Genomic DNA, 26,023 nt, shown 5'->3' on the forward strand with positions numbered 1-26,023 from the left:
CTATTGCGCGGCGTAAACCGCACGCGCCAGCGCGCTCTCCACGATCGGACGCAGCGCCTTTGACAGGGCTTCATACCCGTCCGCTGTGGCGGGTTTCTGGATCAGGCACGCCACATTGGTGAAGGTGTCGAGCTCGGGGTGCGTGGAACGATCCCCGCTAAAGACGATCACCGGAATCTCGCTCAACTCCGGTTCGGATAACATCCACTCGATCAGGGACGCTCCAGAGCCGTCCGCGAGCTTCAGATCAACCATAACACAGGCAATGTCTGTGCTCTGGCCAAGTTGCGCCCGAGCATTCAAAAGACTGTCGACCCGATCTACTCGACCGCCATAAGGCAGGTCAGAGAGATATCGCTGGACGATGAACGCGTCCTGAGGATCGTCTTCAACCAGCAAGAGCCGGGGCGTGTACTGTGTCATCCAATCACCCCTTTTCTATCTCTGGACAGGTTATACAGGACAATACACGCAATCCGCGCACGCCTGCGCTTGGCTGTCAACATTTGATTAATCAAAACAATTCGGATTCAATTTCCACGCTCACCCAGTTGCAACACGTGCTGCGCTGCCGCGATTGAACTTGGCCGCAGAGCAAGCTAAACAAGCTTCCTATCAAGCACCCATAGCTCAGCTGGATAGAGCGCTGCCCTCCGAAGGCAGAGGTCTGAGGTTCGAATCCTCATGGGTGCGCCACTCTCTCTTGGTTCGAACACCGCGCCGCGGGCTTAGACATGTTCGGATTGCGTCCAGTGGGGCGCCATTGTTGAGTAATCTACTTTCAAAACCGCCTGAATTCTGTTGGGGTGTCCGGCACGTCTTCAGTACGCATGTGCAAATCGATCTATTCAAGGCTTTGATTTTCAGGACTTCGAGGCAAACACTTGCATCATTGATGGCGTTCATCTGAATAGGTGCGCCCACGATGAGCAGGCATTTGCCAGCCTGTCCGTTTGAGTGATACGGACTCAAACATCCAAGAGCATGTCAGGGCTCTAACAGCGTGAGGGCGGGGGATGGCTGAAAGTGCAAGAGGAGGTGGTCGGCCGCCTGTCTTGTCCAGTCAAGACGCAGCTCAGGCCACAAGCTGGGAGACCCTGGATCGCGAGTTCCAGGGTCCGCTTACAGGATTCTTCTCAAAGAGAGTTTCGGATCGAGACGAGGTCAGAGATCTCATACAGGAAGTATTCCTGAGGCTGATCAGGCGTGGAGATCACGGTGATATCGACCATATCCGGGGATATGTGTTTCAAGTCGCCCGCAGCGTTCTGGCCGATCATCTGAGGCGTCGTCAGGTTCGCCAGACGGACGCGCATGAACCTTTTGATGTCGATCAACATGGCGGTTCGGATTTTTCTCCCGAGCGCGTCTTACTCAGTAAGGAGGAGCTGAACCGTCTCATGCAGGCGTTGCAGGAATTGCCTCAGCGCACGCAGGATGTTTTCGTGCTCCGCGCGTTCGAGAATTACAAGTATGCAGATATTGCACGCCTGATGGCGATCTCCACCCGGTCTGTGGAGAAGCATATGGCGAAGGCGCTCGCCTATGTCGGCGCAGCGCTGGATCGGGACGAGACAGGCCGATGAGTATGCGTACGCCAGAACTCGCCAGACATGAGATTGACCAGCACCGTGAAACAGCGGCGCTGTGGAGTGAGCGTTTGCGCCAGGCAGGCGCGGATCCTGATTTGCAAGTCCGCTTCGAGCAGTGGTGCGGCGACGATCCCGCCAAGCGCGAGGCCTTCCATCAGGCCGAAGCGGCCTGGCGCCTCGCACGCTCGGTCGCAAATGAACCTGAGGTGCTTGAGCTGCGCAACAAGGTGCTGTCGCGAGCGGCGTCCGAGCGCAAACCTGTGCTGACTGCAGCTCGAATGAGCCTGCTTGCCGCCAGTGTTCTGGTCTGTGTCGGATTTGGTTTCGTGCTGGCCAACTGGGCCATGCCGGGCGCATCCGTGGAGCCGTCCATGGTGATCGCCGAGCAGGCGGCGTCAGACTTCGAAACGCAGATTGGCGAGCGGCTCGAAACGCCCCTTGCTGATGGCTCCACGATGACCCTGGGAACGTCCAGCCGGGCGCGGGTCGCTTTCTCGGAGCAGGAACGACTTGTGGAGCTGGTGTCGGGGCAAGCCTATTTCGACGTGGCCCATGAGGATGAACGCGAGTTTGTGGTTCTTGCGGCAGGTCGGCGCGTCACGGCGGTTGGAACAGCGTTTGAAGTGCGCGTTGATAGCTCGCAGGTCTCTGTGACCCTTGTTGAAGGCAATGTCGTCGTCGATGCGCCCGTATCCGTGGATCAGGGCGCTGCGGGGGAATACGCAAGGTCTGAGCGCGCTGAACTGTCCCCAGGCGAGCAACTGGTGCAGGTCTCGGATTCTCCGCCGATCGTAGCCGCGGTAGATGCCCGCAGGTTGACGAGCTGGCTGGATGGCTTGCTGATTTTTCAGGATGAGCCGCTTTCCGTCGCCGTTGCGGAAATGAACAGATATGACCGCCGTCCCATCGTCATCGCGGATGAGCAGTTGGCTGACTTGCGGTTGAGCGGGGCTTTCAGCGCGGGCCAGTCCACAGGCTTTGTCGAGGCGCTGGCTGAGTATTTCCCAGAAGTGCGGATTGATGAAACCGACCACGCCATAATCCTGCGCCGCGCGACCTAGCGCCAGTTTTTCAGACCATCTGAAAGTTTTTTCGTCCCGCATGTTCGGGTTCGCAAACCAGATGCGTCTTCCCTGTCATGGGCCGCAAAAAACAAGACCAGCGGCTGGCATGGGGAGACTTTCATGGTTCGTACGAGCTTTCGTGCAGCAGCGTTGAGCACTGTTGCGTCACTCACGCTTTTGACGGGGTCAGGCGCCGCGTTTGCGCGCGTCCAGTCCGATCCGGGCGCGCGGGGGAGTGACATTGCGTCAACGTCTGAAGTCGCCGTGGACTTTGATATTGCAGAGCAGGCGCTTCAGACAGCGCTGATCGAGTTTGCGCGCCAGAGCGGACAATCGCTTCTGTATTCCCCGGACCTTGTTGAAGGGCACACGGCGAATGCGGTTCGGGGGCGCATGACGCCGACACTGGCCTTGTCGCGCCTTGTGTCTGGCGCTGATCTAGACATGCAGCGCAGTGCATCAGGCGCGATCTTGCTGCGCCAGTCCGCGGCTTTGGAGGCTCGCCAAACCCCCGCGTCAGAGCCGACGGACCCGGCGCCGAGCCGCCCTGAGGGTGCGGCGTCAGAGAGTTTGATCGAGGCCAATGCCCAGGCTGAGCCTGATGTTCCATCGATAGACACGATCACCGTAACCGGCACCAGCATTCGGGGCGTGACCCCGGAAAGCTCACCCCTGGATATTTATTCCCGGGAAGACTTTCAGAGGCTGGGCGTCCTGACGACGGACCAGCTGCTGCGCGCCATTCCACAAAACATCAATACAACCAGCTCGATCGGCGGACTTGCCGTCAGCCGTGAACTCAATGCCCGTTCGGTCAATGCCGTCGATTTGCGCGGCCTTGGCGCCGGATCAACGCTGACGCTTCTGAATGGGCGGCGCCTGCCGCTGGCGGATGTGGGTGAGACTGCGGATGCGTCGCTCATCCCTTTGGGAGCGGTGGAGCGTGTCGAGGTGCTCACGGATGGTGCATCCTCGATTTATGGCGCTGATGCTGTCGCCGGCGTGGTCAATTTCGTCCTGCGGGATGACTTTGAAGGTGCGGAGACCTCGGTCAGCTACACGACCAGAGGCGATGGCGGCTATTCGGCTGGGCAATTTGATCAGGTTCTGGGGACCAGCTGGTCTGGCGGTGGGGCGATCGCCTCGCTCTCTGCTGCGACGTCCGGCCCGTTTCTGACCGATGAAGTCTACTTCAGCAACACGCCTGACACCTATCTGGCGCCGCTTGATCAGCGCTATTCCGCCTTTGTGTCGGCGCGCCAGGATTTAGGCGCATCGGCCGAAGTGTTCGCCGATATTCTGTATTCCGACCGGCGGACAAAAAGCTCGACGCGTGAGGACGGGTTTTTTCAGGCCACCTCTCTCAGCAATACCCAGACCGAGCAGGTGGTCGCCACGTTCGGGGGGCGCATTCAGCCGGTGCGTGACTGGCAGTTCGAGCTTCTGGCGACCTATGGCGATTACACGAACAATCTGAACATTGTCAGGTTCTTCGACGACGGCCGCATGCGTGAGACGGACGGCGCCCAGGATTTCAGCTCGCTTGAAGTGACGGGTAAGCTCGATGGCACGCTGGTGTCCCTGGCTTCAGGGGAAGTCGGCTTCGCGCTCGGCGGCGGCTATCTTGAGCAGGAACTCGGTTTCGGTCCGATGAGGGCTGACCGGGCGACGAGCTATGCCTTCGGCGAGTTGGCTGTTCCGCTCATCAGTCGCGATATGGCGTTGCCTCTGGTTCAGCGTCTCGAGCTGAACCTGTCCGGTCGTTACACTGACACCACCGATTTCGGAGACAGTTTTGATCCCAAAGTCGGCGTGCTCTGGGCCATCAATGATGAACTGAAGCTGCGTGGCACATATGGTCAGGCGTTTCGCGCGCCCACTCTGCCCGATCTGATTCCGAGCGAGACGAGCTATGTCATCCTGCCGGTGTCAGGCCCGCTCGGAAGCTTTCCCGATCCCTTCTCCAATGATCAATCCACTGTGTACTACGTCGTTGGGCCAATCAGTAATCCTGACCTGGGGCCTGAAACGTCAGAGGCTTTCACGCTGGGCTTCGATTTTGCGCCAGCGTGGATGGACGGCCTCACGCTTTCGAGCAGCTACTTCAATATCGACTATACGGACCGCATCGCCCAGCCGCCGGACGCGTTCGAGATCGCGGCTGATCCGGAGATTTACTTCGATCTGATCACGGATGAGGTTTCGCCCGAAATCATCGCGGCGACCTTGCCGGGTGCAATCGGGGTGTATGACGCCCGCGACGACACTTATTCAACGACGCTGGATGCGGATGCCATCGCGGCCGATGTCACGCACATCATCTATAACGGCCTGACGAATATCGCCTCCCAGCAAACCTCCGGCTTTGACGTTTCACTCGATTACAGCGCGCCTGCCTCTTTCGGCACGTGGAATGTCGGGGCGACCTTCACCTACATGCTGGAGAACAAGGAGCGCATCAGCGCAGGCGCGCCCGTTGTGGAGCGCGTCGGCACGCTGACTTATCCGGTCGAGTTTCGCGGGCGCCTGAACGCCGGGTTTCAACATGGCGGCTGGTCCAGCCAGCTACAGCTCAATTATGTCGACAGCTATTCCAACACCTCCGTGACCCCGGCCGAGCCGGTGGATCGCTGGGTGACGGTCGATCTCATCACCGGGTTCTCCTTCGCGGAGCGCCATGGCGACCTGCTCTCAGGTCTGCGAGTGGGACTGAATGTCCGCAATCTGTTCAACGAGGACCCGCCGTTCGCGCGGTCGAACTCGGCATCGACGATCGGCACCGATCTCGGCGTGAACTACGACCCGACAAATGCCGACCCGTTTGGGCGCCTGTTCACTCTCAGCCTCAGCAAGGAGTGGTAGCTCCATGTCCCGATATGAAAGGACCTGTCAGGCGAGCCTGATCACGCAGGACCGCTTGAATCTGCGACCGCTCGCTCGCGTCATGTCGATCGCACTCTCCAGCGCATCCTTGTTTGGGGGGAGTGCGGTCGCGATTGGAATGAATGAGGACGGGACCCCGGCCGGCGACTGGTATGAAGAGGCGATCCTTCTGCGTGCGGATGGCGCACTCATCGACACGGCCAGCGATACGCCAAGCCGTTCGGGCGTCTGGTTCGAGGAAGATCGCAACGGGCACGCGGCCCCGACCTTCCATGACTATGATCAGGACGGCCTTGAAGATCTGATCATCGGCGGTTCGGCAGGGCGTTTTCGCCTCTATCTCAATCAAGGCGAGCCGGGAGCGCCGGTCTTCTCAGACTATGAATGGATCGAGGCGGCAGGGGAGACGGCGATCGTCCGCAATTGGTGCTGCGTCGCGGCCGGACCCAGTTTTGCGGATATTGACGGGGATGGTCATGCCGACCTCACGGCCGGCTCTTACTCTCCGGGACTGATCTATTGGTTCCAGGGTCAGGACGGCGGCTTTCGGGCGCGACAATCGCTGACGGACTGGGGCGGCCTTGATGTCATTACTCGGCTGAACGAAGTCGATGAGGGTCCCCATCTCGCTTACGCGGCCAAGCCCGCCTGGCTGGACTGGGACGATGATGGCCGGCTGGATCTCATCATTGGGAATGCCCAGGGCGATCTCGTCGTGCGTCGCAATCATGGTCCCGCGCACCAACCCGGCATCACGCCCGTTGAGGGGCAACCGGTTTTCGCCACCTACAGCTGGGGCGGCAGCCATCAGCTGGACGTCTTCGAGGTGGTGGAAGGCGGCGCAGGACCGATGCTGGACGAGGAATATCTCGTTCCTGCCGTGGGCGACTGGGATGGCGACGGGCATCCGGATCTGATCGTCGGGACACAATCAGGCGCTGTGTATGTCCTGCGCAATCTGGGTGGAGAGGAAATCGCCTTCGCGGCGCCAGAGAGGCTGCTGCCCTCTGTACGCGGTGGAGAGCATATTCCCGCACACGTGGTTCGCTCCGGGCAATACAGCCCTGTTCGAGGCTCGCGCGCTTCGGTCGCCCTGACAGATTACAACGGGAATGGCGTTCTGGACCTGGTCGTAGGAGACTGGTCGCGCAGCCTGACGCTGAAGAGCGGGCTGAGTGACGCCGATCTTGAAGCGTTCGAGGCCTTGCAGGGCGAGCTGGTCGCCCTTGATCGCAGAGCCGGCGTTGAAGGTCCCGACGAGCCGTTCCGGGATCGTTTCCGCAGCACCTTTGTGTACTTCGACAATGAAGACCTGCGTGAGGAAATGCAGGCGCTCGAGCAGCGCCTGGGTCAGTTCCTGGAGCCGGTGGACAGCACGCGTCTTCAAATGCTGCGCGGCTATGAGAGGCAACATGGTCATGTCTGGGTCTATGTCCGTTAGAGGGGGGGCGGCCGCGGCAGCGTGTGCTGCAGCAATCACCGCTGCAGCACACGCCCAGCCTGTCAGTGTCGAGGTTGTTGCGCCTGAAACTGTCGCGCCCGGAACGCCCTTCCAGATCGAGGTTCACCTTGAGCTGGAACGAGGTTGGTATCTGTACGCCCCCACAGGGGTGAACGCTGGTCAGGGGCTGATCGAAACGTCTGTATCAATGCGCGATCATGAGTATGCGCAATTCGCCAACGCCCGGTTTCCCGAGCCCATCTCCTTTGGCGCTTACGATATTCTGACCGGTGAAGTCGTCAGCCTGCTTCAACCCGTCCGGTTTCACCCACGCACGCCTTCCGGAGACATGCTGATCCGCGGCAGGGTGGAATACCAGACCTGTGACGGCGACACGTGTCTGCCGCCTATCGAACACCCGATCCGGGTCTTGCTGCGTGTTGAAGACTAGGCGCAACCGGCTGAGCGCAAGGCGCGTCAGCGGCACTGGCTCGAACGCTATTCGCACACTTGTTGTGGCGTTTGTTCTGTCGCTTGTTTGCGTCGCGACAAGCCTGGCTCAGCCTTTTCCTTCAATGGAGGCGCCGGTAGAGGCCACTCTCAGCCCGGTGTCTCTCAGTATTGAGCCGGGCGGCGCCGCTGATGTGCGCATCAGACTGGAGCATCAGCCAGGCTGGAGCACGTTCTGGATCAATCCCGGCGCGGGCGAAGCCATCGTCGCACGGTGGGAGGCGCCAGAGGGGTGGAGCGTTGAAGCCGAGGGCTGGCCAACGCCGCACCGGGTCATGGATGGAGAAGGGCGTGTTTTTGGCTATGGCTATGATGAAACCCTGCTCCTGCCCTTCCGGATTTTGGCTCCGGTAGATGCGCGACCGGGCGCAATCGAGAGCATAGAACTCGGGGTTCGGTGGCTCACCTGTCATGAGCAGGACTGCGTGGAGGGCGGGTCCAGCCTGTCGCTTTATGTGGAGGTGGCCGCATCTGGCGAGCCCCCCATGACGGCGGTTAACCCGACGGTTCTTTCCATGCCTGAGAGCGCGCGTCAGTGGCGTTTTGATGCAAGCACCGATGAAGGTGAAATCAGGCTTCAGATCATTGCGCCGGAAGTCATTGATGATCTCTACTTCTTTCCTGTGGAGCCCGTCATATGGCACGCGGATCCGCAAGTGGTGACACGGATTTCCTCGACCGAGCATCAGCTCTCCGTGCAGGCCGACCCATTTTACGAGGGTGACAGGTCTCACCTTTCCGGTGTTCTCGCTTTCACCGATGAGGAGGGCGCCTATCGGGGGGTCAGCGTGGCTTTGACGCTGGAGGCGCAGAGCCCTTCCAGCAATGCCGCAACATCACAGGCGCCCCCAGGCGTATGGAACGCAATTCTGTTCGCGTTTCTGGGCGGGTTGATCCTGAATCTCATGCCCTGCGTCTTGCCTGTGCTGTCTCTCAAAGCGATCGCTCTGGCGCGAAGCGCCAATCTCGCCCCGGCCGCCATGAGGGCGGATGGATGGGCGTATGCTGCAGGCGTGCTGTCATGCTTTGGTCTCATCGGACTGGCCGTCTTGACCGGCAGAAGCGTCATTCCTGCTGCAAGTTGGGGCAGCCAATTGCAAAATCCGATCCTCGTCTTGGGGCTGGCGCTCCTGATGACGGGGGTTGGCTTGAACCTGCTGGGCGTTCTGAAGCTCGGGAGCAGCTTGCAGCGTCTCGGGGGCTCTGTACCGACGCGCCAGGGCCTGCAAGGCGCCTTTCTGACCGGCATGCTCGCCGTTCTTGTGGCGGCTCCCTGTACAGCGCCGTTCATGGCGTCGGCTCTGGGGTACGCGATGATCGCATCCCCTCTTGGCGCGCTGGCGGTGTTTCTCTCACTGGGCGGCGGTTTGGCCCTGCCCTATCTCGTCATTACTCATGTCCCGGCCGTGCAGCGCGTGTTGCCGAAGCCCGGCCAGTGGATGCAGACCCTGCAGCAGGTTCTCGCCTTTCCCATGTTCGTGAGCGCGATCTGGCTTCTCTGGGTGCTCGGCGCGCAGACCAGTCATGACGGAATGGCCATCGGTCTTCTGGCCTGCCTGGCCCTGGCCGGAGCGGCCAAGGCCTTGTCCCATGGAGGGCGGGTTGGCCAGACCATCGGCGCTAGCCTGATTGTGCTGGGGGCGAGCAGCATGCTCCCCGTTGCCTGGCTTTCAGGGTCTTCCGCCGCCGCCGAGCTCGCCGGAAGCCAACAGGAAGAGGACTTCTCCCCGCAGGCCCTGGCGTCACTGCTGGCAGACAACCAGAAGGTCTTTCTCTATTTTACGGCCGATTGGTGCATCACCTGCAAGGTGAATGAGGCAACAGCGCTAAAGACCGCAGCTACGCTGGACCATTTTGATCGCAATGATATCCGCGTCATGGTCGGCGACTGGACCCGTGAAGACCCGGAAATTTCCCGTTTCATTGCCGATTACGGGCGCGCGGGCGTGCCTCTTTATCTTTATTTCGAGCGAGGCGCCGGGATCAACGAAGGCGTGATCCTCCCGCAGGTGCTGACAGAAGAGCTTATTCGTCAACACACGACCCAAGGCCCCCAGAACGCCGAAGTGCGTCAGTAAAGCGTCTCGCGTCATCGCGGCGTCACCCCAGGTCTTCCACTCTCTCGGCAAGCGGGGCTGGCGTACGTGCGCCTGACGCGTTGATAATGTGATCGACACAACGCGGTCTTGTAAGCGGATAAGAAAAGCCCCCGCCGAGGTGGGGGAACCTCGGCGGGGGCAGGGAGGCTAGGAGCGGCTTGGGCGCTCCTAGAATTGCATCCGCCCTCCCAAGCGGATGGCTCCGCCCGACTGGTCGCCATCAAAGGCTTCCCCGGAAATGCTCAGCACCAGGCCTGCGCCCGTTTCAAAAGCCGCTCCGAGTTCCAGACGGGTATAGGATCCCGCCGGCTCGTCCTGCAGGGCCAGCTGGCTCGCGCCAGAGGCATAACGAGCCGTGTTCTCCCCTGCGAACTCTTCCACCCGGTACGCCGCGGCAGTGGGACGAACCGACCAGGCGCCGGCGGTGAAGGCGTGACCGATGCGAGCGCCGATCTCGGCCTTCAGGCTATCACCGTCCTCCAGCTCGAATACGCCGGTGGAGAACGCCGCTTCACCCAGGGAAGTCGAGACCCAGCTCATCGAGACTGCCGGTTCGACATAGGTCGCACCGGACTGGAAACGGGCGCCCAACTCGCCATTCAGGCCGAACGTGGTGACATCCATTTCGCTACGCTCATTGGCGCTGACGACATTGAGGTCGAGCGTCCCGGTATCGAGCTTGCCGATCAGGTTGGCGAAATAGCGCTCGGTGCTCCAGCCGCCATAGCCGGACAGGCTGAACACCTCCATCTCCATCTCATTGCCCGTGCCGTCAAATTGTGCGCGGCCATCGACATACCCTATGGCGGCTCCGAAATGCGCCGCGCCGGTGCGCATGGTCAGGCCCGCTGCGACCGAGCTGGCGCTGAGATCGCGAGACAGGGTCTGCGACACTTTGGAGCCGGCATGTTGCGTACTCAGTGTCATTTCTGCGCCGTTCCGGTCCGTGCTGGCGGCCTCGATCCAGCCGGACAGGCCATCGCCGCTTCCGCTCTGTGTTGAACGGGACAGGGCCGCTTGCTGACGAATGACCTGTGCGCCCTCATGCCAGAGATCGGTGACCACGCCGCCGGCCTGGACGATTTCAAACACCTCCACATCCGGAGTGGCGGCCAGGGTGAGCTGGTTCGCAGACTGACGCAGCGTCCACTGCATGAACCCCGCATCGGCGCTTTCGGACCGGATCCGGAAAGCATCATCCGCGACCGGCTCGGTGAAGGTGATCAGGTCCACGCTGGCGTCAAGCGTCAGCCCGGCCTCCGCCATGATCTCCACGTCGGTCGTTCCCTGAACCAGTCCGAAGGTGATGTCATCGGCCAGGACGCCGCCCGCACCGTCGCTGATCACGTCAAAGGCCAGCACGCTGCCTTCGCCGCCAATGAAAGTGATGTCCGACAGATCAAGGCTGTCGCCCGCATCACCATCGGCCAGGCTGAACAGGCCCTGGTTTTCAAAGCGCTCAAGACCGTCAAAAGCGGCGGCCCCATCAATCACGAAGACCGAGCCGGTATTGATCAGGGTGTCATCGCCGCCGCCGAACAGGCTGGTTCCGGAGGCGAGGAAACGCCCGGCGATCTGAAGCGTGTCGTCCCCGTCCGTCAGCTGGATGCGGCCTTGCAGAACGCCGCCCTCATCCACGTTCAACGAAGCGCCGCTTGTGACCGGCGTTGCCGTGCCGCCAAACGATTGCGCTGCAAGCACACTCACCGGGTCTTCGGGGATGATCGGATCGTCAGGCACAAGGCCGGGCTCGATAACGACCGCGAACCCGTCATCGCTACTTTCGACCCAACCGCCATCGGCGATGGTCAGCTCGATGGTTCCGGCGCTGGCGATGCGAACGCCTGCGCCTTGTTCGGCTCGGACATGGCCTTCGACCGTGGCGGTGACATCGCCGGTCTGGCTGACCAGATGCAGGCCGTCAGCATCCAGCCCGGACACCGAAACATCGCCCGCCTTCACAGAGATGTCGCCTTCGCCCGTCTCGGCGCGGATGCCATGGGCCCCGACGCCCAGCGTGGAGACGGACTGGCTCTCGATGGAGATGGATCCGTAATCACTGCGCGCGTCGATGCCAAAAGAGGCCGGGCCTTCGAACTCAAAAAGCCCGCTTACGCTCAGCCCGAACTGGTAATCGGTCGCCGAGAAATAGTTTGTGCGTTCCCCGGTCGTGCTGACAGAGCCGCTGACAATGGTCACGTCGCCATTGGCGTGGGCGGCGATGCCGCGCGAAGAATCCCCGGACGTACTCACCGAACCGGCGGTGATCACGATATCCCCGTCCGGCACGGTCCCCGGAAGCGGTTCGTTTGAGGCGGAAGCGCCGGTCCCGAAAGCCGCGCCATCCTCGCCACCGCCAGGCGTTTCATCGGGCTCGCCATCCCCGATGATGAGCTCGCTCGGGTCACGCATGAGCGGACCTTCGCCGCCATTCAGCCCGGTGCGGTTGATGGCCTGAATGCCATCGGACACATCGCCGGTCGTAACGATTTCACCGACCTCGATATTCGCGCCCGATTGGCTTGCCGAGAACACCCCGACCGACTGCCGTCCGTCGGTCTGGATCTGACCAACGCGAATATCGTTGAAGTTCTTCAGGGAAATCGCGCGAACGCCGGTGATGTAATCGCCGTCCGTCACGATGGAATTGGCGCGGATATCGGTTCGGCCGCCCTCTCCATCATCCGCACCATTGAGTGTGCGGATGCCGCCGCCACCGCCCTCTCCGATCACGACCACCTCGCCGATCTCGGCAAGGATCGAGGCGTTGACGGAGATCACTTCGACCCCGGTCATCTTGGCCCCTTCGGTGCGGACGCTATTGGCCTGCACACGGGCCTGCCCGGTGACGGCGCCCACGGAAATGGCCTCGCCAAAAGGATCGGTTTCCCCCGGCGCTGTGTTCTCCAGCGTTGAGACCGCCGTGACGCTGTCAACGATGACATGGGCGCCCAGATCGCCGCGCGCCCGCAAGCCGATGACGCCGCCTGCGCCGTCAACATCCACAATCCCGGCTGTGACATCGGCGCGGCCGCCGGTCGCAAACACATTGATGCCGTTCGTATTCAACCCGCTGGCCGTGACCTTGCCCGCCGTCACGGAGATGTCGGAGTTGAAGCTGCTGGCGGCGATGCCGATGACATTGCCATTGATCATGGTCGAAGCCGGGCCGCCGCCGGGATTGGGATCCACAGGCAATTCGCCGCCGCCATCTCCGGGGATATAACGGTCACCTGAGACATCAATCTCAGTCACGTTGATGTCGATATCACCGTTGAAGGCGACCGCCTCAATGCCCGCGGAACTGTCGCCGGTGGAGGTGATCCGGCCTGCGTTCACGGTCACGCCGCCATTGTTTGATTGCAGGCTTATGCCCGCAGACAACGCGCCTTCCGTGGTGACGTCATTGACCTGAACGGACAGGTCTCCGCCGGCATCGGCATAGATGCCGGCCGCGCTTTCACCGGATGTGATGATCGTGTCCGCCGCGATGCTGACATCGCCAAAGGTGTTGATGAAGATACCGTCCGAGCCGTCGCCAGCTGTCGAGATTGCTCCTGATGTGATCCGGACATCTGACCCGCCGCCCAGACCGATGACGGAGATCCCGTCGCTGTCCTCGCCCTGGGTGGTGATTTCGCCGCTGTTGATGTCGACTTCGCCCGTCTGCGTCAGAACCTGGATGCCGCTCGACGAATCTCCTGAGGTTTCGATCAACTGGCTGTCCACAATGACATTCTTGTTCGCCGTGATGCGAACACCAGTGGAATCAAACCCTTCAGTGGATATGGCTTCGCTTAGTACAAGGACGTTTCCGGACTCGCTGGTGACGGAGAGGGCTGTGGAGAAATCTCCCTGAGTTGATACAGAGCCGCTGCTAACGCTAGCGTCACCAAAATGACTGCGAGCCAGAAGCCCGATCGCGCTTTCACCTGATGTCTGGATTTCATCGCTGATCACTATCGTATCGGTTTGTGCCGAGGCGTGAATGCCGGTCGCGCCAGAGCCTGCGGTGGAGACGAAACCGCTTTCCACAAAGACATCAGCGCCATCACTGATCGCAACGATCCCCATGGCGGCAGCGCTTGGCGCGGCTGGCAATGAGCCCACAGGTTCGCTGGGAGGGAAGGGATCGCCACCGCCATCCCCCGGCGGAAGGTCGCCGCCATCGCCCGGAGGCAAGTCTCCGCCATCTCCCGGCGGAAGGTCTCCACCATCCCCCGGAGGCAAGTCCCCGCCATCACCACCCTCGCCGCCAGATAGGGCTTCACCCTGGGTGGTGACGCTTCCGCTGCGGACCGCCACGCTTCCATTGGAGCGGGCTAAGATGCCGATGGAGCCGTCACCCTGGGTCGTCAGGGTCTGGCTTTCCACATAAGCGAGCTGATCCAGACTGGACACGACGATCCCGTGCGCCTGTTCGCCTTCGGTCTGCACAGACTGGCTGCGCACATACGCACTCATGCCTGCCTCTGCGACAATCCCGTGAGCGCCATCGCCAGCGGTCGCCACATCGAGGCTGTCGACAATGACGAAGTCACTGGCTTCAGCCTGAATACCGACGGCGCCCAGGCCGGATGTCTTCACATCATTGCTCAGCAGCTGAACATCGCCAGACTCAGCGTGCGCCAGAATACCTGTGGCGCCGTCTCCGTGCGTGGTGACAGACTGGCTTTCAATCGTGACGGCGCCCGCCTTCGAGGTGGCGTGAATGCCAATGGCGTCAGCGCCGGCCGTTGTCACACCGCCGCTGAAAATCTGCGTCAGACTGCTTGGGAATGCGCCTTCGTTACGGGCGACAATGCCCCTTGAGCCGATGCCGGTCGTTTCCACGTCGCCGCTGAAAATCAGGATTTCGCCGTCATCGGCGAAGGATTCCGCGAAGATGCCATCCGACATCGCCCCTGATGTCAGCACATCCAGACTGTTGATGATGACGCCGCCCAGCCAGGAGCGCCCCAGGATGGCAGGTTGGCCGTCCTCATCTGTCGCCAGCGGTGCGTCCACCACAATATCCACTGTCGCATCGGTCTCGACCTCGACGCTTTGGGTCAGGATCGTTGGACTGTCCTGAGCGCTGGCGGCGGGCTGCAGCGCCAGCAAACCGCACCCCAGAGCGCTCGACAGGAGCCTGGCTTTCAGGCCTGGCCGTTTGAGCCACCCGGCATCCCGGAATGAATAAGACTGTTGCATGATTGGACGTTCTCCCCTCTTCGCCTGGGCGCGGCTTGCATGCCCGCCCTGTGAAGCCGGCCATACTCGGAGTGCGGAGCCCGCTCGCCAGTCGAAAGTCATGAACACGGGTGTGGACGCAACAAGGGCCCAAAAATGCAACCAACAACCTGATTTATCGGGTGAACGACCTAGCCGTTAAATTGAATGGCCTGCACGGTCTGGTCTAGAATGAGCGGATGGGGAACTCACTCACACCGGGTAACCGGCGCACGTCGCCACCGTTCAACCTCCACGCACCCTTGGTCAGAGAAACGCTCATGGCGTTCGGGCTGATCATGCTGTGCTGGGGGTTCTATTTCTTCACCCGGATTGTGCTCGATTTCGTGCGCGTCCGCGATGTGCTCGGCTTCCTTCCCGGGCGCCTCTTCGTAATCGGCGTAGGCGCCTGTTTGTCCTTGTGCATGTATGCCGTGCTGCGCTTTTTCTGGGGGCGTTCGGTCTGGTTGACCGGGGCCCTTGTAGTGCTTGCATCCATCGTTACCGCTATCCCCTTCGCGGTCTTCAACTGGTGGATGATCACGGCATTTTCGTCGGCCAATCAGCCCTTGCTCCTGCATAGTCTGGTGGCCTGGTCGGCGAGCGTGCACATTTTCTTCGCCCAGAGCGTTGTGCTGGTGGCGTTCCTGTATGCGCGGCAGTTGAAGCAGCGTGAAGCGGATGCGGTGCAAGCCGAGAAGTCCCAGCGACAAGCTGAGCTTCGCGCGCTGCGCTATCAGGTCAATCCGCATTTCCTGTTCAACGCGCTGAACTCGGTTTCCGCCCTGCTGACGTCACGGCGTGTGGAAGAGGCTGAGCGCATGGTGGACATGCTGGCGAGCTATTATGAGCGCGCCCTGATCGCGCCTCAGGCCGAGCTGGCGCCGGTCCGGGACGAGATAGAAGCCCAGTTGCGTTATCTGGATATCGAGCGGATCCGCTTTCCCGACCGGCTGGAGGTCGAGGTCGATCTGCCCGAAGGGCTGGAACAGGCCCTTGCACCGACCTTGATGATCCAACCCCTGATCGAGAACAGCATCAAGCACGCCGTCTCCTCGCACACAACGACAGTGACCGTGCGTATCGCCGTGTCACAACTGGCGGATTCATTGGTGATCGAAGTGTCGGACCGGTGCGCGGAAGCGCCCGTCGCAAGCGCTCGTGCAGGAACAGGGACGGGTCTGAACAATATCAGAAACCGCCTGACGGCCGCGTATGGCGATCAGGCGGGCCTTGAAGCAGGCCCGGTTGCGGGCGGCTTCCGGTCTGTGCTGGCGCTGCCGCTGCGTTTCAAGGAGAGCCAGGATGAGAGTCTGCTTCGCGGATGATGAGCCGCTGGCTCGCGAACGCATGCGCAAAATGCTCGCCCTGGATGAGGGTATCGAGATCTGCGGTGAGGCGCAGAACGGCGAGGACATGATTGCGCTGATCCAGACCGAAGAACCCGAGCTGGTCTTTCTGGATATCGAGATGCCCAAACTTGACGGTTTTGACGTTGTGGAAGCCCTGGCGCAGGCCACCTTCCGCGATGAACCGCCCTTGTTCATTTTCGCAACCGCCTTTCCCGCCATGGCGGCCCAGGCCTATGACACCGGTGCAATCGATTTCCTGACCAAGCCCATCCGACCCGCGCGGCTGGAGCTGGCCTTGTCGAGGGCTCGCCAGCTTCTACGCTCGCGTGAAGCGATGAGCCGTCTGGAGAAGCTGCAATCGCATCTTGAGGGATTGCGCGAAACCCGTTCGCGGTCAGGTCAGGGCCCTGTCTGCATCTGGGTGTCAAATGGCGGACAGAATATCCGTGTCGAGCCTGCCCAGATCGAATACGTGTCCGCTGAAGCGGAATACATCCGCTTGCATATTGGCGAGCGCAGCCTGTTGCACCGGCAGTCCATCAGCGCCTTTGAGGAAGAGATGGCGGAGGAAGGCTTCATCCGCGTCCATCGCTCCTACATTGTTCCTGCGCACGATTGCGTTCAGACCTCACGCACGTCCTGGGGCGGGCTTCTGGTTCATTTGCGCAACGGTCAGGTCATTCCGGTCGGGCGCAAGTTCAAGGACAAGCTGCAAGCCCTGATGGGCTAAGCTGCAACGGCAAGGGGCCGCATCGTTTATACGATGCGGCCCCTTTTTCATGCGTGTGCGAACAGACTCTAGAAGGGCAGCCGGATTTCGAGGCGGCCGCTATTGGCCGAGAAATCACCGTTCCCCAGCCCGTCGAGTCGGACTTCACCTGACAGCATTGCGCCGTCTGACAATCTGGCGCGAAGGCTCAGACCCGCATCCGCACGCAGTGCGCCGGTGGAAATGCGCTGGCCCGCTTCGTCCATCAGGGCGGCGGGATCGTAATCCCAGACGCCGTTCAGGCTCAGGCCCGGCTCCCACCAGTTTCCGTTCCGACGTTCAAAGCGATAGGAGACCTCCGGCCCTGCTTGCAGACGGCCAATCCGGATCGTCTGTTCAGAGATCGCGATGCCCAATGAGTCGGTGTAGCCGCCCTGTGTCTCCTCGAAATGCGCCAGGGAGATCGAGGGCCGGACACGCCAGTTGGCCGATTGCCATTCCCCGGTCAGATTGGCGCGGATCATCAGCCGGTCGGTGTCGAACTCGTCTTCATAAAGGCCGAGCGGGTCGACGGTGTTCTCTGACTGTCCCCACATCGCGAGAACATCGAGCCAGGCGCTGTCGCTGAGACCCCAGGCCAGATAGGGCCCGGCCATCCAGCCATGACCTTGCACCCGCGCCCCGCGAAGCGCGCCGGCGTTTTGGGCGATTTCAGCAGAGGTTTCATCCATCCAGTCGCGCTGGACCATGACGCCGACCAACGCCCTTTCACCCAGAGTCCAGTCAGCCCCGATCTGCAACAGACCGAAATCACTGGAGGCGTCGCTTCCGTCCCGATCATCAGAGACGGCGCTGAATTCGGCGCGCACCCAGATATCAAGATTGGGGCGTTCCTGCTGATCAAGCTGCGGACCACCGGGCATTTGAGGCCGGGACGCCCGTACGTGATTGCGCACCCCTGACAGGCTGGTCGACAGGCTCAGCGCCTTGCGGTCGCCCTCCACATGGGCGCTGAACTGGCCCGGGGTGTCGCTTTGACGCTCCTGCAGTCGTTGCGACAGATCCGGCGCAGCGGCCAGAATCCGGTCCGCGCGCCGGACCATGAAATTGTTGATCGCGCGTTGGGTCGCCAGACGGACGGCGTCCTCATCCCGGGTGTTTGAGAAGGTGCAGGTGATGGCCTCGTTCGGATCAAGGTCGATCAGGACCCGGCCTTCGATCAGCTGGATGACGGAACCGCCATCTGCATCGCCCGAGCAGCTGATTTCGTCGAGGCGCCAGCCTTCAGGCGCGGACTGGCTGACGTCGTAAAGCCCCGCTTCCTTTTCAAAGCTGGCGGACCCAGCTGAGCCGCCGACTGTCGTCAGTTCAAGGCCATCAAGATCTGCATCGCTTGAAGCGTAGAGGAAGGTCGCGTCGCGCTGGATGCCGCCCGGCGTGGCGGCTACCAGCTGGATGGAGCCGAAACGCTCTTCGATAGTCACGGTCAGCGGAATCTCCACGATGATGGACTCCGTTGCAGCCCGCCCTGAGGCGCCGGGGCCCGTCAAGGAGCTGGCCGGGAGCTCGCGCACGACCGTGATGACGCCAGAGTAGACGCCGGCAGGCAGTTCAGCCGCTTCCGGCAGGACCTGCACATTGAGCAAGATATCGCCAAACGCGGGAATGGTCCCTGAAATCGGGTCAACCGAAATCCAGGGCACATCGACATCAACGCGGAAGTTGAGGGCTTGGCTTCCCGGATTGCCGATCAGGACCTCTGCCTTGATATCGGTCACGTCGCCCGTTGTCTGGTCGATCACGATCTCCACATCATCAGCGCCGGTAATCGCTTCTATGACGGCTTCAGCGGCTTCGTTGCCATTTCCCGCCTGATCGGATGCGGCTGCGCTCGCAACCTCAATCGTGACCGGGCCAGTCGTGGCGGGCGTGATCAGAGCGGTGAAGCTACGATCGGTTTCCGTCCTGAAGTCGGAAAGTGCGCCGTTGGTGACACTGATGTCGGACGCTTCAAAGCCGTTCACTCCCTCGTCAAAGGTGAAACGGGCGGTGAAGGCGCCTTCCGTCGTAGCGCCAGGCAGGGTGATCGTCAGGACCGGCGCAATCGTATCAATCCCCACCGTCAGGATATCCGACGCCAGATTGGGGTTGCCTGCGACGTCAGTGGCGGCTGCCGCATTCAGGCCGATGGACACTTCCGTATCTGATGTGGGTGTAATGAGAACTGTGTATTGCTCGCCTGATCCACTGAGGTCAGACGCATTCCCGTTGCTGACCGTGAAGTTATCCAGAGCCAGTCCGGTGACCGCTTCAGAGAAGGTGAGGGCGACGCTGAACGGGCCTGAGACGGGGGCGTTCGCCGCACGTGTGAGGCTGGCTGTCGGGGCAGTGTTATCAAGCATGTAGCTCTCGTTCGTGCCCGGTGCGGCGGTCGTCAGCGCATTGCCTGCAAGGTCGGTGATGTCCTGTCCGCCCGCAAGGTTCAGGCTGACGGCGCCGTTCAGCGATGCAAGGTCGCCGCCTGAAAGCGTCAGCGTGTAACTGGCGCCGGAGCCGGCCAGAGCGCCTGTTGCGGATGAGCCCTGAATGTTGAAGTCGTCAGCGGTGACATTGGACACCGTTTCACTGAAGCTGATGGCGAACACCAGCGTATCCGAATTGGTCAGAGCCGCAGCCGGGCTTTGACGCTGAATGGCCGTCAGAACAGGAGGCGTGGCGTCGGTGGTTGTCAGGGACGCGGTGGCTGTGCCGCTGGCCCCCAGCGAGGAGGACAGTGCGCCGGACGAATTGGTGAAAACGCCCTGGCTGCTGGTCTGGACGGTGACGCTCAGCGTGCAGCTGGCGCTGGCCGCTACAGAGCCGCCGCTATAGCTGAAACTGTTGGCGCTTGGCGTTGCCGTGAGCGTGCCGCCGGTGCAGGTCGTGCTGGCGTTCGGCGCGGCCGCAAGGGTCAGCCCCGTGGGCAGGGTGTTTGAAAACCCGAGCGCCGTAGCGGGGACTACATTGCTCCCATTGTTGATCGAGAAGGTCAGGGTGGCTGTGCCGCCGACCGTTACCGTATTGGGTGAGAAGGCGGCGGTGAATCCGGGCGCGCCGGGATTGCTGATGAGGTAGGTGCGCTCATCGGTCCCGGAAGGCGTCGTGCTGGCGAGCGCATTCGCAGCCGCATCGGCAATGTCATTGCCGCCCGCGATGTTCAGCGTGATGGTGGCGTTCAGACCGGCCATGTCGCCGCCGGAGACGGTGACGTCATAGGCGCCGCCCGTCCCGGTCACGCCCAGGGACGCGCCGGTTGGGCCGCTGATGGTGAAGTCCGCCGCGCCGACATTGACCACGGATTCGCTGAAGACCACCCGCCAGGTCACCGCGTCTGCGTCTGTTGTTTCGCTGGCGGGCGTCAGGCGTGTGATTGAGGTGACGGTTGGCAGCGTGCCGTCCGTCACGGTCAATCCGCCAGAGGCCGTCCCGCTATTGCCCAGCGACGACGTCAGGCTTCCTGTCGTGTTTGTGTAGTTTCCGGCCGTGCTGGAGGTGACATCCACCGAAACCGTGCAGCTGCCGGAGGCCGACACGGTTCCGCCGCTATAGCTGATGCTGCCCGCGCCAGACGCAGCGGTCAGGGTTCCCCCTGTACAGGTGGTTGAGGCGTTCGGCGTCGCCGCGACACTGACATTCGCGGGCAGGGTGTTGGTGAAGTCCAGCGATGTGGCGTTCACCACATTGGCGCTGTTGTTGATCGTGTAGGTCACCGTGCTGGCGGCGCCTTGGGCAATGCTCGAAGGGGCAAAGGCCAGAGTGAAGGAAGGCGGGGTCGGATTGCTGATGACGAAGGTGTTGTCATTGGCGCCGATCGGCGTGGTGTTGCTCAGCGCGTTGGCCGAGGCATCAGCGATGTTCTGGCCGGGGGCGAAGCTCAGGGTGACCGTGCCGTTCATCCCGCTCAGGCTGCCGCCCGTGGCGCGGACCGTATAACTCGCGCCCGAACCCAGAATCGTAATGGAGGGCGCAACGCTGGCGCCGGTCACGACAAAGTCCGTGCTGTCCACATTGTTCACGGCCTCATTGAACGCCACAGCCCAATCGAGCGTGCTGGCGCTGGTGGGCGATGTGGTCGGGTTGGACCGCGTGATTGACTGGACACGCGGTGCGGTGGCGTCCGCGTCATCATTGTTGATCGTCAGGGTGGCCGTGTCGCTGATGTCCACGCCCAGGCTGGTGCCCGCCAGATTGCTCATGGCGATGTTCACGGTCTCGGCGGCCTCGATGGCGCTGTCGCTGGTGGGCGTGACGGTGAAGGTCTGCGTTTCGCTGGCCGTGCCTGCGAAGGTGAGGGTCTGCCCGGAAACCGCGGTGTAATCTGAGTTGGCTGTCGTCGCGGTTCCATCGCTGGTGGACACATCGACCGTGAAGCCGCCCTGGACTGCGTTGGACAGGGTGGCGGTGAAGGTGACCGCGCCTGCATCCTCGTCGCCTGAGGCGTCGGCGATGGTCACCGCCGCGGTGTCATCATTGTTGAACGTCACCGTCGCGGTGTCGGTGATGGTGATGCTCAGGGCCGTCGCAGCAAGGTTGCTCATCGACACGCTGACGGTTTCGTTCGCTTCCAGCTTCGTGTCCGAGGTCGGAGTGATCGTGAAAGTCTGGGTTTCGCTCGCTGTTCCGGCGAAGGTCAGGGTCTGCCCTGAGATCGCCGAGTAGTCGGAATCCGCGGTTGTCGCCGTCCCGTCAGCGCTGGAGACATCGACCGTAAAGCCGCCCGCCACGGCATTATCGAGCGTAGCTGTCAGGGTGATCGCGCCATTGTCCTCATTGGCGGAGACGTCAGCGATCGTGACGGCGGCGCTGTCATCATTGGTCAGGGTCAAGGTGGCGGTGTCGCTGATGTCGACCGTGCCGGACGCCCCGGTGAGATTGCCCATGGAGATCGTCACGGTCTCGTTCGGCTCGACCTTTGTGTCTGCGCCGGGCGTGATCGTGAAAGACTGCGTTTCTCCCGATGTCCCAGCAAATGTAAGGGTCTGGCCCGAGACGGCGGTGTAGTCCCCGTCCGCAACTGTGGCTGTGCCGTCCGCCGTCGAGACATCAACGGTGAACCCGCCCTGCACCGCTGCGGAAAGGGTGGCCGTAAAAGTCACTGCGCCCCCGTTCTCCGCCTGGGACACGTCGGCGATGGTGACGGCGGCGCTGTCATCGTCCGTGATCGTGACGGTGGCCTGTTGCGTGCCGCTTTCGGTTGCGCCATCGCCTCCGCTGACGCTGGAAATATCGACGATGATGGTCTCATTGCCTTCGGCGATGGCGTCAGATACCGCGCTCAGAGTGACCGAGCCGGTCGTGCTGCCGGACGGAATGGTGATGGAGGTGCTGCTCGCGGTGTAATCGGTCCCGCCGCCAGAGGCTGTCCCGCTGAAGGCGAGGTTCACTGTGGTCGCCGTCGAGGCCGTGTCCGACAGGGTGGCGGTGACGGTCGAGCTGCCGCCCGTCTCGCCCATGCTGGCTGGCGAAGCGGCGAGCGTGACGGTGGGCGGCGTGCCCACATTGCTGATGCTGACCTGGGAAATGGGCTGCAGAGTGTTGCCGTCCGAGGGCACGATGCGGAAGCCGTAAATGCCGTCAAAATCCGTATTGGCGCTCAGATTGATTTCGGTCTGGCTGGCGCCCGGAGAATAGGCGACGGTCGAGCCGATCGGCGCATAGGACGCGTTCAGCGCCTGAATGGTTGTCGAGGCGGTGGCGGCGGTCCAGACGCTATCAAGGTCGAACTGGCTGGCGGACCGGAATTCGAGCGAGTTGAACAGGCCCGCGCTGCCTTCGCCGCGGATCCAGCCCGCGCTGGGCGCGCCTGTCAGCGTGCTGGTGCCCAGACGCAAACGGGTCGTGGTGGCGCCGGGATCGGTCGCGACCACCACCGTCCAGCCCTGTACGGTGGTCGAGAATGAGCCGCTCGTGCTCTGGTCAATCACAAAGCCGTTCGTGCCCGTGTTGAAATCCGTGGTTTGCCCCCAGGCGGTTCCACACAACACTCCAGCGAGCGCGATGACTGCCGTGCGCGCCGCATTCCAGACCCAGCTGTTCATAGTCGCCCCTCTCCCTCGCGCCGTCTTGGCGGCGCGGGACCCAAAATCTCAGGGAAGCTCTTGTTGTCAGGCGTGAGTGTTCACGACAGAGCGGACGAGTGCACAGGCAGGGCCTGTGACGCTGCGGAATCCTGCATCACGAACTGATGGCCCCCCAGCCTGATCTGCCGCAAAGCCTTGAGAGACTTCCACGTAACCATGGCTGGATAGGGCGCCGGCTGGACGCCAGAAAGCGGCCAGACCTGAGAATGTCACGAACACCCTGATTTACCGGATAAACGACAATGGGCTTCTCCTTGTGGGGCCTGTGCGGATGACCACAAGGGCTTGCGCGCCTACGCCGGTCGCTCCAGGGGGCGATCTCCTCTAACGTGTCGCATTGTTCTTCACGCCGAAACGCTCAAGCATAGAGCGTCCGTAGCTGCGCGGATGAACGCGCCCTGCGATAGAGGCCGGCTGACTTGATCAAGTTCAAACGCTATTTTCCCATTCTGGACTGGGGGCGTCGCTATGACGTCGCAACGCTGGGCGATGACCTGACGGCGGCCGTGATCGTCACCCTGATGTTGATCCCGCAATCGCTTGCCTACGCCCTGCTGGCCGGCCTGCCCCCGGAAGTCGGGCTTTACGCCTCGATCGCACCCATTCTGCTGTACGCCATCTTCGGCAATAGCTCGGCCTTGGCGGTCGGTCCCGTCGCCGTGGTCTCGCTTCTGACCGCCTCCGCCATAGGTCAAGTGGTGGAGCCCGGCACTGCCAGCTACGCCGCTGCGGCCCTCACCCTCGCCTTCCTGTCAGGCATATTGCTACTGGTCATGGGCGTATTGCGGCTGGGCTTTCTCGCCAATTTTCTTAGCCATCCGGTGATTGCGGGCTTTATCACGGCGTCCGGCGTCCTGATCGCCGCCAGCCAGCTCAAGCATGTTCTGGGCGTTCCCGCAGACGGACACACCCTGTTTGAAATCGCGCTCTCCCTCGTCGGCCATATCCGGGAAACACATGTACTCAGCCTGATGATCGGGGCGAGCGTGATCGCCTTCCTGTTCTTTGTGCGCTCCGGGCTCAAGCCGGTTCTGACGGCTCTGGGCGTGCCCGCGCGTCTGGCGAGCTTCATCACCAAGGCGGGTCCGGTCTTCGCCGTCGGGGCGACCACGGCGATCAGCTGGGCTTATGGGCTGGAGGCCCGCGGCGTCGCTATCGTGGGCGTCGTGCCGCAAACCCTGCCCCCCCTGACCGTGCCGGACTGGTCGCCGGAACTGATCCGGACGCTCTTCATCCCCGCCGCGCTGATGTCCGTCATCGGATTTGTGGAATCCGTCTCTGTCGCCAAGACCCTCGCCGCGCGACGGCGCCAGCGCATCAACCCCGATCAGGAGCTGATTGGTCTGGGCGCGGCCAATCTGGGGGCGGCCTTCACCGGCGGCTATCCGGTGACCGGGGGGTTTGCCCGCTCGGTTGTGAACTTTGACGCCGGGGCGCGCACGCCCGCCGCCGGCGCCTTCACCGCGGTCGGGATCGGGATCGCCGCACTGTGCCTGACCCCGCTGATCTATTACCTGCCCAAGGCGACGCTGGCGGGCACGATCATTGTCGCTGTGCTCAGCCTGGTGGACTTCTCGATCCTGAAAGCCACCTGGCGTTACGCCACATCCGACTTCATCGCCGTGTTCGCCACCATCGTGCTGACGCTGTCACTGGGGGTCGAAGTGGGCGTGGCCTCCGGCGTGGTGCTCTCGATCCTGTTGCACATTACCAAGACCTCCAAACCCCATATCGCCGAGGTCGGCCGTGTGCCGGGCACCGAACATTTTCGCAACATTCATCGCCATGCAGTCGAGACCAGCCCGACCCTGCTCGCCCTGAGGATTGATGAAAGCCTGTACTTTGCGAACGCCAATTTTCTCGAAGACATGGTCCTGAACCGCCTGAGCCAGGACGGCAGTCAGATCCGGGACGTTGTCTTGATGTTCTCAGCCGTGAACGCGGTGGACTATTCCGCGCTGGAGACACTGGAAGCGCTCAATACGCGCCTGCTCGAAAGCGGCGTGCGCCTTCACTTGTCCGAAGTTAAAGGCCCGGTCATGGACAAGCTCGCGCCCACCCGTTTCATCGAGCATTTGTCCGGCAAGGTCTTCCTGTCCCAGAACGATGCCTGGGCCGCACTGAGCGTCATGCCCCCGGAGAGGATCAGCCCGCCGTCGCCCTGACGCTGGCTGAAACGCCCGGCTGCAGGCTTGACCAGTGCAGCAGGGAATCCCCCGTCTGCAAGGCATCCCAGCGATAGGCGGTATCGGCGACGTTGAAGATATGCGGCGTCGTGTTGTCGAGCACAAAATCACCGTCATCCAGCCTCAGGATCAGAACAGCGTGATCGCCCGTCGCGCGCGACCAGGCCGTGGCCAGACGCAAACGCTCCGCCGGAACACCCGCCGCCATCAGGGCCACACGCTTCTCCAGCGCATAATCCTCACAGTCGCCATAAGTCAGACCTTCCTGGGTGATCGGCAGGACCCAGCGTTCGGTCTGTCCCCACATCTCTTCATCCGTGCGATAGGTCAGTGCGGCGTTGATCGACAGGTTGATCACACGCGCCATCACCAGGATCTGCTCTTCGGTCAGCTCCGGCGTGACCGGCGCAGTCTGGACGGTGATGACATCAGCGGGCGCAGCCTCCAACGACTTGGCGTCAGAAACGATTGTCTTGTCGTCTTCAGACTGCTCCGAGACCAGACCACAGTGTTCCGGCGACTGCAGACACAGCTCAAAAGCGCCGGTTGGCGGCGCTGTCACTTCATAACTCACCAGTCGGCCTGCATTCGGCGTATGCGCTGAACAGGCGGTCAGCATCAAACCGCCGAGGACGACGATCAGGCGAGCATAGAGAGACTTTGAGTATTGGCCCAGAACTGTCGCGAACACTTGCGAACTCCCGTTTTATTCGATGGGAGAACACTGGGCTAAACTTGATAATATCGAGCGTATGTTTAAAGTTAATTCAAATTTACCCTAATAAAGAGTGATGATTACTTTGGATTAACCCTAATGTTTGGCTAATAAAAAAAGGGCCCCATTGCAGGAGCCCTCG

The 26,023-nt window shown here is 61.8% G+C and carries 13 protein-coding genes and 1 tRNA gene; 10 read left to right on the forward strand and 4 right to left on the reverse strand.

Features of this window, described 5'->3' with window-relative positions:
* A complete protein-coding gene (locus tag ACFELO_RS12775; protein ID WP_440958152.1) occupies positions 1-423 on the reverse strand; it encodes a response regulator in 423 nt (140 codons plus the stop codon).
* A gap of 196 nt (positions 424-619) precedes the next feature.
* On the opposite strand from ACFELO_RS12775, the gene ACFELO_RS12780 reads away from it, so the two are divergent.
* The 7 genes from ACFELO_RS12780 to ACFELO_RS12810 all read left to right on the forward strand — a co-directional run bounded on the left by ACFELO_RS12780 (position 620) and on the right by ACFELO_RS12810 (position 9,568).
* Positions 620-696, forward strand: a tRNA-Arg gene (locus ACFELO_RS12780).
* A 320-nt stretch (positions 697-1,016) separates the two neighbouring features.
* Positions 1,017-1,586, forward strand: coding sequence for an RNA polymerase sigma factor (locus ACFELO_RS12785; RefSeq protein WP_440958153.1), 570 nt, complete (start codon positions 1,017-1,019; stop codon positions 1,584-1,586).
* A complete protein-coding gene (locus ACFELO_RS12790; protein WP_440958154.1) occupies positions 1,583-2,653 on the forward strand; it encodes a FecR family protein in 1,071 nt (356 codons plus the stop codon). Before ACFELO_RS12785 ends, ACFELO_RS12790 begins: the two co-directional genes overlap by 4 nt.
* A 123-nt stretch (positions 2,654-2,776) precedes the next feature.
* Complete coding sequence (locus ACFELO_RS12795; RefSeq protein WP_440958155.1) at positions 2,777-5,518, forward strand: TonB-dependent receptor domain-containing protein; 2,742 nt, start codon at positions 2,777-2,779, stop codon at positions 5,516-5,518.
* A gap of 139 nt (positions 5,519-5,657) precedes the next feature.
* Positions 5,658-6,980: an FG-GAP repeat domain-containing protein gene (locus tag ACFELO_RS12800; RefSeq protein ID WP_440958156.1), complete on the forward strand. Its 1,323-nt coding sequence runs from the start codon at positions 5,658-5,660 to the stop codon at positions 6,978-6,980.
* The gene (locus tag ACFELO_RS12805; RefSeq protein ID WP_440958157.1) at positions 6,958-7,431 is read left to right on the forward strand and encodes a protein-disulfide reductase DsbD domain-containing protein; all 474 of its coding nucleotides are present in this window, start codon (positions 6,958-6,960) and stop codon (positions 7,429-7,431) included. The genes ACFELO_RS12800 and ACFELO_RS12805 overlap by 23 nt, the downstream gene beginning before the upstream one ends.
* Positions 7,432-7,495: 64 nt before the next feature.
* Positions 7,496-9,568, forward strand: coding sequence for a cytochrome c biogenesis protein CcdA (locus tag ACFELO_RS12810; protein ID WP_440958158.1), 2,073 nt, complete (start codon positions 7,496-7,498; stop codon positions 9,566-9,568).
* A gap of 189 nt (positions 9,569-9,757) precedes the next feature.
* On the opposite strand, the gene ACFELO_RS12815 is transcribed toward ACFELO_RS12810, so the two are convergent.
* Positions 9,758-14,782, reverse strand: coding sequence for an autotransporter domain-containing protein (locus ACFELO_RS12815; protein WP_440958159.1), 5,025 nt, complete (start codon positions 14,780-14,782; stop codon positions 9,758-9,760).
* 299 nt (positions 14,783-15,081) lie between these two features.
* On the opposite strand from ACFELO_RS12815, the gene ACFELO_RS12820 reads away from it, so the two are divergent.
* Entirely contained in the window at positions 15,082-16,128 is a 1,047-nt protein-coding gene (locus tag ACFELO_RS12820) for a sensor histidine kinase (protein WP_440958160.1), read from the forward strand.
* The gene (locus tag ACFELO_RS12825) at positions 16,106-16,882 is read left to right on the forward strand and encodes a LytR/AlgR family response regulator transcription factor (RefSeq protein ID WP_440958161.1); all 777 of its coding nucleotides are present in this window, start codon (positions 16,106-16,108) and stop codon (positions 16,880-16,882) included. Before ACFELO_RS12820 ends, ACFELO_RS12825 begins: the two co-directional genes overlap by 23 nt.
* A gap of 68 nt (positions 16,883-16,950) precedes the next feature.
* Here ACFELO_RS12825 and ACFELO_RS12830 read toward each other — a convergent pair whose 3' ends face one another.
* Positions 16,951-22,938: a Calx-beta domain-containing protein gene (locus tag ACFELO_RS12830; protein ID WP_440958162.1), complete on the reverse strand. Its 5,988-nt coding sequence runs from the start codon at positions 22,936-22,938 to the stop codon at positions 16,951-16,953.
* 461 nt (positions 22,939-23,399) lie between these two features.
* On the opposite strand from ACFELO_RS12830, the gene ACFELO_RS12835 reads away from it, so the two are divergent.
* On the forward strand, positions 23,400-25,145 hold the full coding sequence (locus tag ACFELO_RS12835) for a SulP family inorganic anion transporter (protein ID WP_440958163.1): 1,746 nt from the start codon (positions 23,400-23,402) through the stop codon (positions 25,143-25,145).
* On the opposite strand, the gene ACFELO_RS12840 is transcribed toward ACFELO_RS12835, so the two are convergent.
* A complete protein-coding gene (locus tag ACFELO_RS12840) occupies positions 25,126-25,857 on the reverse strand; it encodes a transglutaminase-like cysteine peptidase (RefSeq protein ID WP_440958164.1) in 732 nt (243 codons plus the stop codon). The genes ACFELO_RS12835 and ACFELO_RS12840 overlap by 20 nt on opposite strands.
* Positions 25,858-26,023 lie beyond the last annotated feature (166 nt).

It is taken from the genome of Oceanicaulis sp. LC35 (assembly GCF_052055585.1).
Lineage (GTDB): Bacteria > Pseudomonadota > Alphaproteobacteria > Caulobacterales > Maricaulaceae > Oceanicaulis.